The 17,603-nt window shown below is 43.5% G+C and carries 12 protein-coding genes; 11 read left to right on the top strand and 1 reads right to left on the bottom strand.

The annotated features are described in order from the left end of the window. Positions 1–190 precede the first annotated feature (190 nt). The 11 genes from QVC79_RS11950 (at position 191) to QVC79_RS11900 (ending at position 16,386) form a co-directional block, all read left to right on the top strand. Complete coding sequence (locus QVC79_RS11950; protein WP_287642491.1) at positions 191–1,429, top strand: mechanosensitive ion channel family protein; 1,239 nt, start codon at positions 191–193, stop codon at positions 1,427–1,429. A 212-nt stretch (positions 1,430–1,641) separates the two neighbouring features. Beyond that, positions 1,642–2,508: a M23 family metallopeptidase gene (locus QVC79_RS11945; RefSeq protein ID WP_087421751.1), complete on the top strand. Its 867-nt coding sequence runs from the start codon at positions 1,642–1,644 to the stop codon at positions 2,506–2,508. A 33-nt stretch (positions 2,509–2,541) separates the two neighbouring features. After that, positions 2,542–3,708: a 1-deoxy-D-xylulose-5-phosphate reductoisomerase gene (locus QVC79_RS11940; RefSeq protein ID WP_287642490.1), complete on the top strand. Its 1,167-nt coding sequence runs from the start codon at positions 2,542–2,544 to the stop codon at positions 3,706–3,708. Between the two features lie 16 nt (positions 3,709–3,724). Beyond that, entirely contained in the window at positions 3,725–5,059 is a 1,335-nt protein-coding gene (gene rseP / locus QVC79_RS11935; RefSeq protein WP_124317925.1) for an RIP metalloprotease RseP, read from the top strand. A 17-nt stretch (positions 5,060–5,076) separates the two neighbouring features. Then, positions 5,077–5,421, top strand: coding sequence for a carboxymuconolactone decarboxylase family protein (locus QVC79_RS11930; RefSeq protein WP_124317926.1), 345 nt, complete (start codon positions 5,077–5,079; stop codon positions 5,419–5,421). A 99-nt stretch (positions 5,422–5,520) separates the two neighbouring features. Beyond that, positions 5,521–8,628 carry an ATP-binding protein gene (locus tag QVC79_RS11925; RefSeq protein ID WP_287642489.1) on the top strand — a complete coding sequence of 1,036 codons (3,108 nt, stop codon included), beginning with the start codon at positions 5,521–5,523 and terminating at the stop codon, positions 8,626–8,628. Continuing rightward, a complete protein-coding gene (locus QVC79_RS11920) occupies positions 8,628–9,644 on the top strand; it encodes an endonuclease/exonuclease/phosphatase family protein (protein ID WP_287642488.1) in 1,017 nt (338 codons plus the stop codon). Before QVC79_RS11925 ends, QVC79_RS11920 begins: the two co-directional genes overlap by 1 nt. Positions 9,645–9,781: 137 nt before the next feature. Continuing rightward, the gene (locus QVC79_RS11915) at positions 9,782–10,708 is read left to right on the top strand and encodes a magnesium transporter CorA family protein (RefSeq protein ID WP_087421757.1); all 927 of its coding nucleotides are present in this window, start codon (positions 9,782–9,784) and stop codon (positions 10,706–10,708) included. Positions 10,709–10,859: 151 nt separating this feature from the next. Continuing rightward, positions 10,860–11,939, top strand: a complete 1,080-nt coding sequence (locus tag QVC79_RS11910) for an efflux RND transporter periplasmic adaptor subunit (protein ID WP_287642487.1) — start codon at positions 10,860–10,862, stop codon at positions 11,937–11,939. A gap of 8 nt (positions 11,940–11,947) precedes the next feature. Then, positions 11,948–14,998: an efflux RND transporter permease subunit gene (locus QVC79_RS11905; RefSeq protein ID WP_270594992.1), complete on the top strand. Its 3,051-nt coding sequence runs from the start codon at positions 11,948–11,950 to the stop codon at positions 14,996–14,998. A 38-nt stretch (positions 14,999–15,036) separates the two neighbouring features. After that, positions 15,037–16,386 (top strand): TolC family protein, encoded by a 1,350-nt coding sequence (locus QVC79_RS11900; RefSeq protein ID WP_124316613.1) that lies wholly within the window; start codon positions 15,037–15,039, stop codon positions 16,384–16,386. A gap of 280 nt (positions 16,387–16,666) precedes the next feature. Here QVC79_RS11900 and bla read toward each other — a convergent pair whose 3' ends face one another. Beyond that, positions 16,667–17,599 carry a class A beta-lactamase, subclass A2 gene (gene bla, locus QVC79_RS11895; RefSeq protein WP_270594989.1) on the bottom strand — a complete coding sequence of 311 codons (933 nt, stop codon included), beginning with the start codon at positions 17,597–17,599 and terminating at the stop codon, positions 16,667–16,669. Between the last annotated feature and the right edge of the window lie 4 nt (positions 17,600–17,603).

Genomic DNA, 17,603 nt, shown 5'->3' with positions numbered 1-17,603 from the left:
TGTCTGCAAATATAGCAAAGTGTAAGTAATTTTGTTCTGATACGTTAATTCTTTAACGTTAATTTAGGGGTTAAGTGTGAAAATAGGGAAAAATAGAAGGGTTTTTAGATTATTTAGAACGATTCGTTGTTAATGGGGTTTAACTTATCCGGTGGTTTATCGTATACGCCTGTAAAAGTTTGGGAAAGATATGATGCTGTTGAAAATAGATATTAACAAATGGTTTTCTTGGTTGAATTTGGGTATTAAAGACCCTTCCGCGGCCTCGGCTGTCGAGGTCCTTTTGCAGATCGTGGTCATTTGTCTGATCGCTTTTTTATTTACCTTCTTTTTACGCAAGGGAATAACCCGGGTGATCGGGGGAATGGTGCGTCGTACGAAAACCAAATGGGATGATATTTTTTTCGAGGAGCGTGTTTTTCAAAAAATATTTAATCTGATACCACCGATATTTATAGATTTTGCTTTTAAAATCGTGTACGGGAAGTGGCAGCATGTAGAACTTTTTCATCGGTTTATCGTGGCTTGGATACTTGTGGTTGCCGGTTTCGTGATTGTTGCCGTGCTGGATGCAATAAACCGAATCTACGATTCGTACCCGATCGCAAAAGATCGTCCGATAAAAGTTTTCGTGCAGGTGATTAAAATTTTCGTGATTTCAGCTATTATCATTACAATCGTCAGCGAGTTTATCGGGGAGTCCCCCCGTAATTTACTGGTCGGGTTGGGGGCGTTTGCTGCGGTTTTAATGTTGATATTCAAAGATGCGATATTAGGTTTTGTGGCCGGAGTTCAACTACTGGCCAATCAGATGGTGCGTATCGGGGACTGGATCGTGATGCCGAGCAATAATGCCAACGGGACGGTGTTGGAGATCAACTTGTATACCGTGAAAGTACAAAATTGGGATATGACAATCACGACGATTCCCACCTATCAGTTAGTGTCCGCTTCTTTCACGAACTGGCGGGGAATGCAGGAGTCTGCCGGTCGTCGGATTATGCGCTATATTAATATAGATATGCTTTCCGTTCATTTCCTTTCGGATGAGGAAATCGATACTTTACGGAAATCGAATGTGTTGAAAGGGTATATTGAAGATATGTTACCGAAGTTGGACGAACAAAATAAAGGGACATCTGCCGTGTTGGATGAACGGAAGTTGACGAATTTAGGTGTATTTAGACAGTATGCGGTACGCAGGCTGGAAGCCAATCCCGATTTGAATATGGATATGACATACATGGTCCGGCAATTACAACCGACGGCAACAGGTATTCCTCTGGAGGTGTATTGTTTTTCCCGGATTCAAGAATGGGTAGCCTACGAGAAGGTTCAATCCGATATATTCGATCATCTGTTAGCCGTGATTCCTTATTTTAACTTGCGAATCTATCAATACCCGGAGATTATCAAAACCACGAATTGATTCAAGAACTGATCCATTTTTTGATTTATGATTTCCGACTCAGTGATTCCTGCCCTCAATTCAACGCTCTTTTCAATCACTTAATCGTTCAATCGACAATTATAAAATCTTTTTCATTCTAAACTCTTTTCAATTGCCCCGATAAAGTTTATGAATTCTCTGGCTGGGAAAGTTGGATTTTTATACTATTTTTGAAGGCTAAAAATAATTGGATGAGCAGTAAAAAACGAAAATATTGGAATAAGCTGAGGAACCGCTATAAGTTGACGATATTTAACGAGTCTACTTACGAGGAGGTGATGCACCTTCGGCTCTCTCCGTTACACGTTCTCACGGCATTAAGTACATTGGCCGTCGTCTTGATTATATTGACTATCATGTTGATTGCATTCACGAATTTGCGGGAATTCATCCCGGGTTACCCGAGCCAACAGTTGAGACGTCAGATTACACAAAACGCTCTACGGGTTGATTCCCTATTAAATGAAGTGCAGAAGAAGGATCGTTTTCTTCATTCCATACAAACTATTTTGAGAGACGAAAACTTGGACACGACGAGTTTCGTGTCGATGCAGCAGAATGTAAAGGTAACCTATGATACTTCGATGTTAGGTATGTCGGAAGAAGAGGCTGGTTTTCGGGAAATCGTGGAAAAAGAAGAAAAATACAATTTAACCCTTGGGCATGTCAGTTCTTCCGATGATGATTTTTATCATTTCTTCTCACCATTGGATGGAGTGGTAACCAATCATTTTGATGAAACGACTCGTCATTACGGGGTGGATTTGGTGGCTAAGCAAAATTCAAATGTTTTGTCCGTGTTGGATGGCGTGGTCATTTTCACGGATTGGACAATTAAGACGGGTTACGTGATTCAAGTACAGCATAATGGAAATCTGGTTTCAGTATATAAGCATAATTCGGTATTGTTGAAAAAGCAGGGAGATTTTGTCCGTGCGGGAGAGGCGATTGCAGTGGTAGGGAACACGGGCGAAGAAACAACCGGACCGCATTTACATTTCGAGTTGTGGCAAGCGGGAAAAGCATTGAATCCGGAAACCTTCATTAAGTTTAAATGATTCGTAAATAGTGGTTTTGGAGATTGTTTTGAAATGAAAAATATAGCAATATTGGGAGCTACCGGGTCAATTGGAACGCAGACATTGCAGGTGATTGACGCTAATCCGGAACGGTTTAATGTAGAGGTTCTCACGGCAAATAATCAGGTGGAATTACTGGCACGACAAGCCAGAAAGTTCAAGCCTAACATGGTTGTGATCGGAAATGAATCAAAATATTCCGAGTTAACCGAGTTATTGAAGGACGAGGATATAAAGGTATATGCCGGGAGCGAAGCTATTGCTCAAGTCGTGCAAACATCCACGATTGATGTGGTCGTTACTGCCATGGTTGGGTATAGCGGGTTGTTACCCACGATCAACGCGATCAAGGCGGGTAAGACGATCGCTCTGGCCAATAAGGAAACCTTAGTTGTTGCCGGAGATTTAATTAACCGGTTGGTTGAGGAATACAAGGTGGCGATATTACCCGTGGATTCCGAACACTCGGCTATATTCCAGTGTTTGGTGGGCGAACACAACAATCCGGTGGAGAAGATATTATTAACAGCGTCCGGGGGACCTTTCCGGGGACGGGATTATGAATATTTGAAGTCCGTAACGGTAGCGCAGGCATTAAAACACCCGAATTGGAACATGGGGGCAAAGGTTACCATTGACTCCGCGTCCATGATGAACAAAGGTTTCGAGGCGATCGAGGCAAAATGGTTGTTTGGAGTAAAGCCTTCACAAATAGAGGTGTTAGTACACCCGCAATCCGTTGTTCACTCGATGGTTCAGTTTCAGGATGGAAATATAAAAGCACAGTTGGGAGTTCCGGATATGCGTTTGCCGATCCAGTATGCACTGACTTACCCGGAACGGGTACATTCGGAGATACCGCGTTTGGATTTTGGTATTTATTCCGATCTTACGTTTGAAAAACCGGATATAACGACCTTCCGAAATCTGGGATTGGCTTACGAGGCCATGAATCGTGGAGGGAATGCCCCCTGCGTGTTAAATGCGGCCAATGAAATTATGGTGGCTGCCTTTCTGAAGGATGAAATTTCTTTCACGGCCATGTCTGACGTGATTGAACGAACGATGGAAAAAGTGAGTTATATTGTCCAACCTACCTTGGAAGATTATATCGTTTCTGACCAAGAGGGCCGACGAATAGCAAAAGAGGAATTTCTCAATCTAAAATCTAAAATTTAAAATCTAAAATAGGTATATGGATGTATTAGTAAAGATATTACAGTTTTTGTTGAGCCTTTCGATTCTGGTTATGTTGCATGAGTTGGGGCATTTCGTGGCGGCAAAAATATTTAAGGTACGAGTGGAGAAGTTTTTTATTTTTTTCAACCCGTGGTTTTCCCTGTTTCGTTTTAAAAGGGGAGAAACTGAATACGGGATGGGATGGTTGCCTCTTGGCGGATACGTGAAGATTGCAGGAATGATTGACGAGTCCATGGATCTGGAGCAAATGAAAGAACCGGCAAAACCTTACGAGTTCCGCTCCAAGCCGGCTTGGCAAAGATTGATCATCATGATCGGCGGGGTACTTGTTAATTTTATCTTGGCGTTCTTCATTTACATCATGATTCTTTACGCGTGGGGAGAGCAGTACTTGCCTACCGAGAATGCGAAATATGGAGTTGTATGCGACTCTTTATTGCTTAATGCCGGGTTGCGAAATGGGGATATGATCTTATCCTTGGATAATAAAAAAGTAGAGAATTTCTTCGAAATTCCGGGGTATATCTTAATGGAGAATCCGAAGACGATACAGGTTATGCGGGATGGTCAGGTGATGAATATAAATCTCCCTCCTACATTGATAGGGGAGATGTTGTCCTATTCCTCGAAAGGGTTTAAGCGGATAGCTTTACTGACACCCCGTTATAAATATGATGGTTCGATACAAGGGTTTGCTGATGAATCACCTGCTCGGAATGCCGGAATGTTGGAAGAAGACCGGGTGTTGGAATTAGACGGACATTCATTTACTTTCTATGACGAGTACCTTGATTTGATCCGTTCTCACCAAGATAGTGTGTTGAATGCTAAAGTTTTGCGGGGAAGTGATACTCTTTCTATCCCTATTGCTCTCGGAAGTGGTAAAGTGATCGGGGTGTATCCGAAAGTGATAAACGATTTCGAGTACGCCGTGAAAGAATATTCCTTTTTTGGGGCTATTCCCGCGGGAATTAACATGGGGTTTGACTGGATCAAGTCCTATCTGAAACAATTCAAATTATTTAAAAACCCGGAAGCTTTCAGGTCCGTGGGAGGATTTATTTCTATCGGGAACATATTCCCCAGCGTGTGGGATTGGCGGGCTTTCTGGGAATTAACGGCCATGTTGTCCATTATCTTGGGAGTAATGAACCTCTTGCCTATCCCGGCATTGGATGGAGGTCACGTGATGTTCCTGCTCTACGAGGTGATAACACGTCGCAAGCCGAATGAGAAATTTATGGAGAACGCCCAGATCGTGGGAATGTTCTTCCTGTTGTTCCTGCTGTTGTTTGCGAACATTAATGATATATTGAAATTATTTGTTTAGCTATAAAATGTACAATTATGAGTGAAATGGTTGAACAGTTCCGGGCATACCGGGCTAAAATGAACGAGAAAATACTGGCTGCCGATAATAAAGTGATCAAACGGATCTATAATCTGGATACCAATACATATATGGACGGTGCTTTATCCTCAAAAGTAAAAGAAATGCTGGGGTTAGCGACATCTATGGTATTGCGTTGCGATGATTGTATCAAATATCATTTGGAAAAATGTCACCAGTACGGGGTAACCACGGAAGAGTTGTTCGAAATATTCTCTGTTGCCAATCTGGTGGGAGGAACCATCGTGATCCCTCATACCCGGCGGGCTTTGGAATATTGGGAAGAGTTGCAGGGAATGTAAACAGGGAAATATATTTGATTATTCCAAAATAACCCAATATTGATAAATTCTTTAATATATTTTATACCTTTGTGCGAATGTATAAAGGAATTTGTTAATATGCGTTTTAAAAGAATATTTCAAATCGGTGTATGGGCATTTTGTTTGCTGGTGGCTTTTTCTGTTCATGGGAGTGTTCGGGATAAAGGATATATTTTAGTCATTAATTCTTACACGGAGGGGGCGATATGGTCGAACTATGTGATTGATAGTATCCGGAAGGATCGATCAATCGGGGAGAATGTCGCGGTGGAATCCATGAATACACTCTTGATTGATGACGAAGAGAGTATGCGTGTCAAGAAAGATGATGTCTTGTCGAAGTACACGGAACTGCCTAAAGCGATTGTCTTACTTGGAAGTAGTGCTTGGTGTCTGTTCGAGCAAGAGTTGAACGGGATCTGGAAAGATGTACCTATGATTCTTTGCGTGGAGAATGATTACGTTGCCCCCGTGGAGGCATTTCTAAAAAAGCATGAAGTTATTCAGGAAGAAAAGATTCCTTTATTAAAAGTTCTGGGAGAGGCTAACGTCACGATTATCAAGTGTCCGGTTTACATCCGGGAAACGATAGAAGAAATGCGTTTGTTGTTGCCCGATCTGGAGAAGATCGTGTTAATGTCTGACCATCGTTACGTGAGTGCCCAAGTGAGATGCCAGATGCGTAAAGTGTGTGAGCAGTATTTCCCTGATCTTGAGGTGGCCTATTTTACGGAGGGGGAATACTCTTTGGATCAGGTACTCGATTCTATCGAATCGTTTGATATTCAAAAGGTAGGATTGCTTTATTATTCTTGGTTCCAGCGGAAGAATTTGGCGGGTAATAAATATTTAACCTCGAATAATCACAAGACGATCTGTTCTTTTGACAATCATCCGATTTTTACTTTAGAGGATGTCGGGATGGCTGACGGGGAGATGGCCGGGGGATATTTTTATCGAGGAAAAGATTTTGCCCATACTGTTATGCGTACTTTGCGGGATGTGTTGAACGGGAAGGACCCTAAAACAATCCCCGTGCAGATCGCCGGGAAACCGGAATGTTATTTGTCCTACCCGATCCTTCAAAAAGCGGGAATTCCGGAGTCATTATATCCCGATGATGCGAATTATTTGTTTGCTCCGGAAAGTTTCTGGGAGAAAACCCGTTATATGTGGATCGTGATTGTTGTTTTGTTGTTCATTACTTATATCATGTGGGCTCGGGTACGACTTTTAAAAAAGGAAAAAATGATGCGGGGGAGGGAGATGATATTACTTCAGAAGTACAAGACTCTTTTTAATAATATGCCTCTTGCCTACATGAAACATCGATTGCTTTACAATGCGAAAGGGGATATCGTGGATTACCGGATTGAAGAAGTGAACCCGATGTTCGAAGAATATTTTGTAGAAGCGTCCCGTGTCGTCGGGAAGAAAGGGAGCGAGTTGAAAGATGATAATAAAAGCGGAGAATTTGCCGTGTTATATAAAAAGATGCTTGAGGAACAGAAATCTTTCACGATCGAATATTTTTATAAACGGACGGGGAAATTCTTTGAGGTAATCAATATCGCTTCCATGGAAAAAGATATGGTGGATATTTTTTGTGTGGACGTGACAGATTTACGGAAAACAAAATCCATGTTAGAGTCTGTGAATTATAAATTGTCTATGGCTCTTGATGTTTCTAATATTGTGCCTTGGCGTTGGGATTTGGAAAGACATACCGTCTTGTGTGATGTGAATCGTCCGATAGAACTGAAACATTGTGTTGATGACGGGAATTCTTTGGCGGTTCCTGAAGAGCAATATTTTTCAAAGATACACAAAGATGACCGGGAGCGAGTAAAGGCGGCTTATTCGGCTTTAATATCCGGTAACGTGTCCAAGATCAGGGAGGAATACCGGGTGTTGGATAAGAGCGAACATCATTATTCTTACGAATGGGTGGAGGCTCAGGCTACCGTGGATCAACGGGATAAAAACGGGCATCCCTTGTCATTAGTGGGTTCTTCGGTGGTTATCACGACCCGGAAGCAAATGGAACTGGCGTTGCGTGAGGCGAAAGAGCATGCAGAAGAATCTAACCGGTTGAAATCGGCCTTTCTTGCCAATATGAGCCATGAAATTCGTACGCCGTTGAATGCTATCGTCGGATTCTCCAATATCTTGGCATCAGCGGAAGCGGAGGAGGAGAAACGAGAGTATATTAATATTATTGAGAACAATAACACGTTACTTTTGCAATTAATTAGTGATATTCTTGATCTTTCCAAGATTGAGTCCGGTTCGATGGAGTTTGCTTATTCGGAATTTGACTTAAATGCCTTGATGCGAGGATTGGAACAAACCTCTTGTTTACGACTGACTTCTGCTGCGGTGGAAATTAAATTTGATGAGTATCTTCCGGATTGTTGCATTCGTTCGGAGAAAAATCGATTAACACAAGTGATTACCAATCTGATCAATAACGCGATAAAATTCACGAAAGAGGGAACGATTCGTTTCGGTTATCATCTTTTGGAGAAAGATTCTCTTTATTTTTATGTGTCCGACACGGGATGCGGTATTGATGCGGATAAAAAAGATGCCGTGTTTGAACGATTCGTGAAGTTGGACAATTTTGTACAGGGAACGGGGCTTGGCTTGTCAATCTGCAAAACTATCGTGGAACGGATGGGGGGTAAGATCGGGGTGGAATCGGAAGTCGGGCAAGGAACAACTTTTTGGTTTACGATTCCTTACGTGGCTGTAAAATTGCATTATCAGGAAATAAAGGAAGAGAAAATCGTTCAGCACGCAGTCGAAAAAAATAAACTCAAAATACTGGTTGCCGAAGATAATCCGAGTAATTACATGCTTTTCGAATCCATCTTGAAAAAGGATTATCAATTGATACACGCGTGGAATGGCCGGGAGGCCGTTGAATTGTTTAAAGAACACGATCCGCATTTGGTTTTAATGGATATAAATATGCCGGAGTTGAATGGTTTTCAAGCCGTGCAGGAAATTCGCAAGATTTCCGGGACGGTTCCCGTGATTGCGGTTACCGCCTATGCTTATGCCTCTGATGAAGAGAAAATCATGGCCAGCGGGTTTGACGGCTACACGGCAAAACCGATCAATGCAAATTTATTAAGGAGTAAAATTATCGCTTTGTTGGAGAAACATCTTATTTTACTCTAGTGAGGTTTCTAAAGGCCTGTATCGAGGTATTTTTATTGTGTGTCTCCTGTGTTTCATATGCCCAGACGGGGGTGCGGGAACGAGTCGTGTTCTATAATACGGAAAATCTGTTTGATACCCGAAACGACACGCTGACGGCAGATGACGATTTTACTCCCCGGGGAAAACAACATTGGAACCGGGAACGTTATACCCGGAAGTTACTCAATATCTCGAAAGTGTTAAGCAGTCTTGGTGCGGGAAACTTTCCGCTACTCATCGGCTTGAGCGAGGTGGAGAATCGAGGTGTTGTTTCCGACTTGGTAAACAAAACGGTGTTGGCGGATGGTAATTATGGGATTGTACATGCCGACTCCCCGGATGCAAGGGGAATTGATGTTGCCTTACTCTACCGGAAAGATTCATTCCGGCTATTGCATAACGCTTTCTTTCCTGTCCGTTTAAAAAGCGGGGAGACTACCCGGGATATACTTTATTGTGAGGGTATATCGGCCCCAAACGATACTCTTCATGTTTTTGTTTGTCATTTCCCTTCCATGCGGGGTGGGGAGGCGAAAAGTGAATGGAAACGGGTAAAAGCGGCATCTGTCGTGAGGCAGAAGGTGGATTCTATACAGGATCTTCATCCCCGAGCCATGATTTTAATTCTGGGAGATTTAAACGGGCGTGCGAATACACCCGCGCAAAAGACGTTGAAAACTCAAGATCCGGAATCCGGGACAATTAAATCTGAAAACTTTTACAACACCGGGTATTACTTGCTGGGGAAAAACTATGGTAGTTATCGTTACAAGGGAGAGTGGCAGACGCTGGATCACATCATTGTTTCAGGGAACCTGTTGAACGGGAAAGCTGATTTGCAGGTATCCCGAAGAATGGGTATCTATGATGCGGATTTTCTACTTGAAGAAGAGCGAGGGACTTTCGGCGTTCGTCCGAAACCGACCTATCGGGGGCCTCACTACATTGGAGGATACAGCGATCATCTTCCGGTCTTTATCGATTTAAAGAAATAATTGCTGTTTTTAAAAATAAAAGATTACTTTTGTGGCAAAATTCATAGAACAAGATATGGACGACTATCATCAACAGTATTAATCTGAATAGGGGTTCTCGATAAATGCCTCTATTCATAAATTGAAGGAGGATTATTATGAGAACTTTCCTAATGGGTAAAGTAGGGTTCGTGGAAAAAAAAGTATGGGAACCCAATTGCTGGATTAATGTTGTTTCACCCACTCAGGACGATCTTCGCTACCTGATCGACGAAATGGGAATTCCGGAGGCTTTTATTGATGACGTTGAAGACGTGGACGAGCGTTCCCGTTTGGAAGTAGAGGATGGATGGACGCTGATGATCCTGCGTATTCCTTTTAAGTCGGTAGATACAAGTATTCCTTTCATCACGGTGCCTTTGGGGATTATCGTGAAGGAGGATATGTTCGTAACCGTGTGCTATTACGAGACAGAAATGATTCCCGATTTCATCAATTACGTGATTCGTAAAAACTTGGAGATTGCCAATAACTGGGATCTTGTCTTCCGTTTGTTTCTTTCTGCCTCCGTGTGGTATTTGAAATACTTGAAACAAATCAACGCCCAGATGCATATGGCAGAGGTCGAATTGGAACGTTCCATCCGGAATGAAGAATTACAACGGTTGCTAAAAATCGAGAAATCGTTGGTATTCTTTATTACTTCTTTGCGTGGGAATGATAACTTGTTGATCAAAATGAAGACTTTGAAAGTGCAGCGGCAATTTTTCGACGAGGATTTGGTGGAGGACGTGGAGATCGAATTGCGGCAGGCTCAGGATTCGGCCCGTATTTATAGCGATATTTTAAGCGGTACAATGGATGCCTATGCTTCGGTGATTTCCAATAACTTGAATATCGTGATGAAACGGATGACGTCCATCTCGATTATATTAATGTTACCGACCTTGATTGCCAGTTTGTACGGGATGAATGTCCCGAACTCTTTGGAGGAAAATCCATACGGATTTTTGATCGTGATTGTTATCTCGATACTCTTTTCCGTCTTCGGTTTCATCGTGTTTAAATGGCGCCATTGGTTTTAAATAAAATATCTAAAACATCTCGTTATTTTAACAAACTATTAACGGTTTGTTGATAAACTTTTGGGGATATTTGATGTCATAACAACAGTGTTGTGAATACTTGTCTAGGCTCGGCTGAAACAGGCATTTTTGGTATGTAATGATTAAAAATATGAACAAAGGTTTAAAGAGAGTTTTACAAATTGGAATTCCGGTCGTGATCGTGGGAGCGATCGTGATCCCTCGTTTGGATTTTTCTTCGGATAAAGAGACGTCAACCCCGACAACAGCTGCCAAGGCGGCTAGCCGGGGAGCTTTACCGGTATCGGGGATCGTGGCATCTATGTCAACTTCCGGTAATGGAATTCCCGTAACGGGATTATTGGTTGCAAATGAAGAAGTCGAACTGGTTTCGGAAACAGCCGGTAAAGTTGTGAAGATCGCTTTTGAAGAAGGAACGTTGGTGAAGAAAGGAACCTTGTTGGTGAAAGTGGATGATTCGGATTTGCAGGCTCAACTCGCTCGTGCCGAATTCCAAAAAGAATTATTGGCTGCCAAATTGGAAAGACAGCGGATACTATTAAAACGGGAATCCATCAGCGTGGAAGAATTTCAACAGTTGGAGACCGAGTACAATATGAATCTGGCTGATATTGAATTATTAAAGGTTAAAATTGCTCGAACTGAAATCCGGGCTCCCTTTGACGGTCGAATGGGATTCCGTTTCGTGAGTGAGGGGAGTTACTTGCAACCGAGTACCAAGGTGTCCACGATTGTTGATAACTCTTATCTGAAAATTGAATTTTCTATTCCTGAAAAATATATTGATCTGCCTTTAGTGGGTAGAAAACTTACTTTCCAGCCTAGCGGTATGGAACATCAGATCGAGGCGGAAGTGTATGCTGTTGATCCACAGGCAGACGTGGCAACTCATACCATAAATCTGCGGGCTCGTTACCGGAATACTAAAAATCTTGTAGCCGGAATGTTCGTGAAAGGGGAATTGATGACGGCTGAGAATCTGAAATATATACTTGTTCCGACAGAGGCCGTCGTGCCGGAGATGGATGGAAAACGTTTGTGGGTAGTGAAAAATAAAAAGGCTACCAGCGTACCCGTGCAAACAGACAGTCGGGATTCCCAGTTCGTGGAAGTAACTTCCGGAATACAGGTGGGTGACACCGTGTTAACAGGCGGTTTGATGCAGTTGCGTGAGGGAATGATTGTGAATGTCAAGTTGAATAAAAATTAATCAGTGGTATGAGTTTATCTTCAACCTGTATAAAGCGTCCGGTGCTGGCAACCGTGTTAAACTTGCTTTTGGTTATTGTCGGTTCCATCGGGTTGCTGTATTTAGGCGTGCGTGACTACCCTAGCGTGGATCCCCCGGTAATATCCGTGTCGACCTCGTTCGTGGGGGCTAACGCCGATGTTATTGAAACACAAATTACCGAGCCTTTGGAGTCGGCCATTAATGGTATACAGGGAATCCGTTCATTAAGTAGTACGAGCCGTGACGGGCAAAGCCGGATCACGATAGAATTCGAATTAAGCGTGGATTTGGAAACGGCAGCTAATGACGTCCGGGACAAAGTTTCCGGAACGTTACGTCGTTTACCGCAGGATATAGATCCCCCGACCGTGTACAAGGCGGATGCGGATGCCCAACCTATTTTTGCTGTTTCTTTGCGTAGTGGTCAACGTTCGTTGATCGACCTGAGCGGGTATGCCGAACGTTATTACAAAGAACGGTTACAGACCATCCCCGGAGTGAGTAGCGTGGATATTTGGGGAGAAAAACGTTATTCCGTGCGTTTGCGCATGGACCCGGCTTTACTTGCAGCACATCGGTTGACCCCGATGGACGTGCAGTCTGCCGTTGAAAAAGAGAACATCGAATTACCTTCCGGACGAGTGGAAGGAGACAATACCGAGTTGACAATCCGTACGTTGGGACGATTAATGTCTATCGAGGATTTCAACAACTTGGTCATTTCGAGAGAAGGATCAAAAATTGTTCGTTTTAAAGATATTGGAGTGGCGGAAGTGGATGCCGAGAATACCCGGAGTATTGCCAAACGTAACGGCCTTCCCATGGTGATGTGTGCTTTGATTCCCCAGCCGGGAGCAAACTACATTGATATTGCGGACCGGGCCTATCTCGTGATGCAGGATTTGGAAAAGGACCTGCCGGAAGATATTGATGCCACGATTGCCTTCGACAACACGGTATTTATCCGGAGTTCAATCAACGAGGTGGAGGACACGATTTTCGAGGCTTTCCTTTTGGTTGTTTTGATCATTTTCCTTTTCTTGCGGAGTTGGCGGACGACGTTAATTCCCGTTCTGGCAATCCCCGTGTCATTGATTGCCTCCTTCTTTATTATGTACGTGGCCGGGTTCACCATCAACATCTTGACCTTGCTGGCAGTCGTGCTGGCCATCGGTTTGGTGGTTGACGATGCTATCGTAGTCATGGAGAATATATTCACGAAAATAGAGCAAGGAATGTCCCCGTTGCAGGCGGGATTCAAGGGATCAAACGAGATATTTTTTGCCGTTATCGCGACAACAGTGGTGTTGGTAGCCGTGTTCTTCCCAATCGTTTTCTTGGAAGGAACCACGGGGCGTTTGTTCCGTGAATTTAGCGTGGTGATTGCCGGAGCCGTGGTAGTTTCCTCTTTCGTGGCGTTGACATTTACACCGATGATTTCCACGAAACTATTGACCCGGAATGCCACGCAAAACTGGTTTTACCGGAAAACAGAACCTTTCTTCGAGGGGATGAACCGGGTGTACCGTCGTTGGTTACAACGATTTTTGAAAGTTCGTTATTGGTCAATCATTATACTCGGGGCTTCCGGTGTAGCCATTTATTTCTTATGGTTATTGATTCCTTCGGAGATGGCTCCTTTGGAGGACCGTTCGAATATCCGGTTAAACTCGGTTGCCCCGGAAGGAGCCACTTACGAGTACATGGCTCGTTATGCAGATGAAATTTCTAACTTCGTGGAACAAACCGTGCCGGAACAGGAAAAAGTGATTGAGTTCATCGGGGGGGGACAAACGAACCGGGCAAGTTTACAATTATGGTTGGTTGATGCCGACAAGCGGAAGCGTACCCAACAGGAAATTGCCGACGAGTTAGCAATACAAGTGCGTGAATTTACCGGAGGCCGTACCTTGGTTTCCCAACAACAGACCTTTGGCGGTCGGCGGGGAGGACTTCCGGTTGAATATGTTATTCAAGCGAAAAATCTGGATGACTTGAAGGCTATATTACCTGTTTTCATGGATGAGGTAAACAAAAGTTCCGTGTTCTCGGCGTCTGATTTGAACCTGAAATTCACGAAACCGGAGTTGACGATTAATATCGACCGGGACAAGGCTGCCAGTATGGGCGTTTCCGTGCAGGACATTGCCAAAACACTCCAGTTGACCATGAGTGAACAACGGGTGGGTTATTACATCATGAATGGAAAACAGTACCAGATACTTTCTCAGCTGGAACGTCAGGATCGGAATAAACCGAGCGACTTGAAAGGAATATACGTGCGGAATAATAATGGAGACCTGATTCATTTGGATAACCTGATCACGACGTCCGAAAGTTCCATGCCGCCACAGCTATACCGTTATGACCGTTTCGTGTCGGCAACTGTTTCTGCCGGACTGGCAAAGGGCGTGACCCTTTCTCAAGGTCTGGAAGAGATGGATCGTATTGCAGGAGAGGTCTTGAGCGATGACTTTAAAACCACGTTATCGGGAACATCCAAGGACTTCGTGGAAAGTTCTTCCAGTTTGATGTTCGCCTTCATGTTGGCGTTGGTATTTATCTATTTGGTACTTGCCGCGCAGTTCGAAAGTTTCCGTGATCCGTTAATCATCATGTTTACCGTTCCTTTGGCATTGATCGGAGCTATGGTTGCTTTGTGGTATTTCGGGCAGACCATGAACATTTTCAGCCAGATCGGAATTATCATGTTGGTCGGATTGGTTTCGAAGAACGGTATCTTGATTGTGGAATTTGCCAACCAGCGTAAGTTGGCCGGTTTATCCATGCGTGAGGCGATCGAGGATTCAGCCGTGTCTCGTTTACGTCCGATACTGATGACGAGTTTGTCCACCGTGTTAGGTATTCTTCCGATGGCAATGGCCACGGGTGCGGGAGCGGAGAGCCGTGTTGCCATGGGTATTGCGGTAGTGGGAGGTATGGTATGCTCCACGCTGTTGACACTCTTCGTGATCCCGGCTATTTACACCTACCTCTCGTCGAAAGAAGTAAAAATAATAGAAGAGATAGAAGATTGAACAAATTGAAAATTTTGCGAGTAGAATAAAGAATGACTATGAAAAAACAGAATTTACGATATATGAAATGGATAGGGAAAATGATCGTTTTATTGTTCATTTTCAATTTTCAATTCTCAATTTTCGATTGTTCCGCGCAGCGTGTGAGTCTGGATGAATGTCTGGAAAAAGCCTTGGAATCAAATTTTTCCATTAAAATCATCCGGAACGAGGCTCGGATGGATAAGAATAATTTGAATTACTCGACTTTCCTACCGACGTTGGAAGGAACCGCGAAACAGACACAGACCCGCAATGACACGAAGACCGAGAATAGCGCGGGTGAAGTGAATAAAATGTCGGATGTAAAAACGGATAACTACACCGCGGGAGTTGCTCTAAACTGGCGGATATTTGACGGATTAGAGATGTTCACCACCCATGAAAAACAGAAAGAGCTGTTGGCAATGGGTGAGCTTGCCGTGCAGCAAGCCGTGGAGAACTTGATCTTGAACGTGAGTGCAGCCTATTATAACGTGCTGGTACAACACCATAAATTGATGGCGGCCCGTCATTCACTGGAACTCTCGAATGAACGTTACGACGAGGCCAGAGTTCGTTACAAGATCGGGAATAGATCCGGGCTAGAAGCTCAACAGGCAAAAATAGATTTGAACACGGACAGCTCGACTTACGTTCGGCAAAAGGAGGCTTTAAAAAGTGCCTATATCACGTTGAACAAATTGATGAATACGGATTTGCAAATGGTGAATTACGTGCAGGACACGATCTTGCTGGGGCCGCAACTGGTATTGGGTACCTTGGAACAAAAAACTCTGGCAGGAAACACCACCTTGTTGATCGCTAAAAAAGATCAGAAAATTTCCGCGTTGGATTTAAAAAATGCCCGTGCCGTGTTGTTCCCGACGCTGGATTTCAACTCCGGGTACAACTATAACAAGACAGATACACCTTCTTCCAGTACCACGTTGAACCGGTCAAACGGTTTTTACTGGGGATTTTCGTTAAATGTCCCTATATTTAGTCGTTTACAAAACCGGACGAAGATCAAGAATGCCAAACTGGAATTGGAAAATACCGAACTTTCCTATCAGGAGGCGGAAAAAGAAACGCTGGGAGATTTGGCGTTGATGTATAATTCCTATGAAAACAACCTGCTGATGGTAAATTTCGAGATTGAAAGCGCTAGTGTGGCCGAGGCTAACTTGGATGCGGCTTTAGAAAAATACAAGATCGGGTCGCTTTCCGGAATCGAATTCAGGGAATTTCAACGTAGTTACATTGATGCCGTTGATCGGAAGTTATCCGCTATCTATCAGGCAAAAGTTTCCGAATTATCGTTACTGCTTCTTAGCGGGGATATTCGAGGCTCGTTCGTGTCGGAGTAATCTGTTATCAGTTCTTAACCATGCGGTAATATTTTTAGGAACTTATATACGAGTTTACCGTAAACCAACTCCCTCCCTCCTTCGGGGTACTCCCTCTATAAACAGAGGGAGAGTTGAAATACTCCCTTTCTTCGGGAAGAGTCACCAGCTCCTCCTCTGTTCATAGAGGAGGTGGCACGAAGTGACGGAGGAGTTTGAGAATGAAAACAAGCATTACCTGAATGGACTGCAAAGTAGTATATAATTACCTATTTTTATAAAAGGGGAACCATCCGAGAAGTTAAGGATGGTTCTCTTCGTGTCTGTTGGTTGTTACCTGCTGATACACTTTTTCGGAAATATCCGCGATAATTCGTGCCGTTTCGACATCACTTTCTTCCGAATCTTTTATAAAAACGGCAATCGTGTATCTCTGCCCATCGGGTAAATACACGAACCCGACATCGTTCATCCCGATAATTTGTCCTTTGTTATTCCGGTCACCGGTCCCGGTTTTATGACCGATAATTGCTTTTGTACCTTTCAGGGGAAGAGGTAACCGGTCTTTTCCCGTTTGACAGGAGATCATGGTTTCTTTGATAAATCCTTGGTATTGTTCATCGAAGAGCCGCGTGGTCAGTAGTAATTCAATCACTTTTGTCGTTTCAAGCGGGGTACTCCAGTTTTGATAACATTTGTTTTTATCTTGATGCATCTCGTCCTCGGTCGCCTTGATCGCGAAATGCCTCATGCCCAAATTGGTGCGAATATAGTTATCCGTAGCCTCCGTACCTCCGGTTTGCTGGAAAAGAATATCACAGGCATTATTATCGCTTAAATGCAGGGTATACTCTAGTAATTTTTTTATCGGGAGAGAAATTTCTCCGTTTGGATACAGGTCTCGGAGTGGACTGTACGTGTCCGTTTTCAGATCAGCCTTACGAATATAAATAGGTGTATCGAAAGACAAACCCTTCTTCTCGCAATAATCGGCAACTGCTAAAGCCTGATGCAACTTGAACACGCTCATCATCGGGTAACGCTCGTCATTATTAATCGTGATCGTGTCTTTACCGTTAATGATCACGGCAATACCAATTTGTGCTTTTTTATTTGCGATGACTTTTCGTAATTGTTCCTCCAAGCCCTGTTGTTCAGCCTTGATTACAACCGGTAACACGAGCAAAGAGAGAATAAAAAATAGTTTCTGGGGTGTTATATTAGCGTGTATCATGCGA

Source organism: Butyricimonas sp. (genome assembly GCF_019423355.1).
Taxonomy (GTDB): Bacteria; Bacteroidota; Bacteroidia; order Bacteroidales; family Marinifilaceae; genus Butyricimonas; species Butyricimonas faecihominis.
The sequence above is the reverse complement of the archived record's forward strand: the minus strand, read 5'-3'. Positions and strand labels throughout refer to the sequence as shown.